Origin of the sequence: Bacteroides intestinalis, from assembly GCF_003464595.1 — a bacterium.
GTDB classification, from domain to species: domain Bacteria; phylum Bacteroidota; class Bacteroidia; order Bacteroidales; family Bacteroidaceae; genus Bacteroides; species Bacteroides intestinalis_A.
The window spans coordinates 1-1,405 of the sequence record NZ_QRZF01000047.1; the positions used below are offsets into that span (position 1 = coordinate 1).

Here is a 1,405-nt window from a genome sequence, read left to right on the forward strand (position 1 = left end):
GAGCGGGAAATACATGAGAATCTGAAAGAAGAATTGCATGAGCTGGCCACCGCACAAAAGATGACTTACGAGCAAGCTGCAGCCGAACTGAAAGAGTGTTACGATGGTTACCATTTCGTTGAGAATACGGAAGGCATCTATAATCCTTTCAGCGTGCTGAACACTTTCTATAAGATGAAGTTCGGTAGTTACTGGTTTGAGACAGGTACGCCTACCTATCTCGTGGAATTGTTGCAACGTAGTCATTACGATTTGGAACGTATGGCACACGTACAGACTGATGCCGATGTTCTGAATAGTATCTATGGTGATGAAGACCCCATTCCTATGATTTTTCAGAGTGGGTATCTCACCATAAAGGGCTATGACAAGGAGTTCGGCCTTTATCGTCTCGGCTTCCCAAATAGGGAGGTAGAAGAGGGTTTCATCAAGTTTTTGGTGCCTTTCTATACCCGGCTCAGTAAAGTAGAGGCTCCTTTTGAGATACAAAAGTTCGTGAAGGAGTTGCGTGCCGGAGACGTTGACTCTTTCTTCAGTCGTCTTCGCAGTTTCTTTGCGGATACCCCTTATGAGTTGGTGAGCGATCTTGAACTCCACTATCAGAATGTGCTTTTCATCATTTACAAACTGTTGGGGTTCTATGTCAATGCGGAGCGCCATACTTCGGACGGACGCATTGACCTGGTGTTGCAGACGGACAGCTTCATCTATGTGATGGAATTCAAGCTGGACGGCACCGCCGAAGAGGCCATGGAGCAGATTAACGAGAAAGGCTATGCACAGCCTTTCGAGAAGGATAGCCGTCAACTGTTCAAGATTGGCGTGAACTTCAGTAACAAGACGCGAAACATTGAGAAGTGGATTGTAGAGAAGCAAAGTTGATTTAGGAGGATATATCCGAAAAAAGATATTTGTCATTAAGTTTTCCGTCCCGCCCCGTGCACAGAAGTGCATGAGGCGGGACGGTTTGTTTTCCGATGTTCCGGATCGCCTGCATTGTATGCAGGAATGAAAAATAAAAACAGATGGTCTGTTTATGCAGAACAGACTATCTGTAACAGTGAAACGGATGGTCTGTTTGTCGTGAATAGACCGTCTGTTTTGGAGATAATGAACTATTTTATAAAATTGACATAAATATGAAACGAATGAAATTTGAAAGTATTTTTACTATGTTTTTAGGGCTGGTTGCACTTATGAGTGGGCTGGCCGGATGTGAGGATAAGATAACTGAGAGGGAAATTCCGGTGGATAATGAGAAACTGGTGACGGTGCCGCTGGCATTCGATTTCGCTCCCGAAACCGACGGATATGAAATAGCCTCGGGCTCGCCTCGGGCTCGCCTCGGGCTCGCCTCGGGCTCGCCTCGGGCTCGCCTCGGGCTCGCCTCGGGCTCGCGCTGAAG

2 protein-coding genes are annotated in these 1,405 nt (G+C 46.7%); both read left to right on the top strand.

The annotated features are described in order from the left end of the window. Positions 1–882 (top strand): PD-(D/E)XK nuclease domain-containing protein (locus DWW10_RS25595; protein ID WP_182021549.1); only part of this gene is annotated, 882 nt, incomplete at its 5' end. Between the two features lie 257 nt (positions 883–1,139). Then, on the top strand, positions 1,140–1,403 hold the full coding sequence (locus DWW10_RS25605) for a hypothetical protein (RefSeq protein ID WP_118487408.1): 264 nt from the start codon (positions 1,140–1,142) through the stop codon (positions 1,401–1,403). The last annotated feature ends 2 nt before the right edge of the window (positions 1,404–1,405 follow it).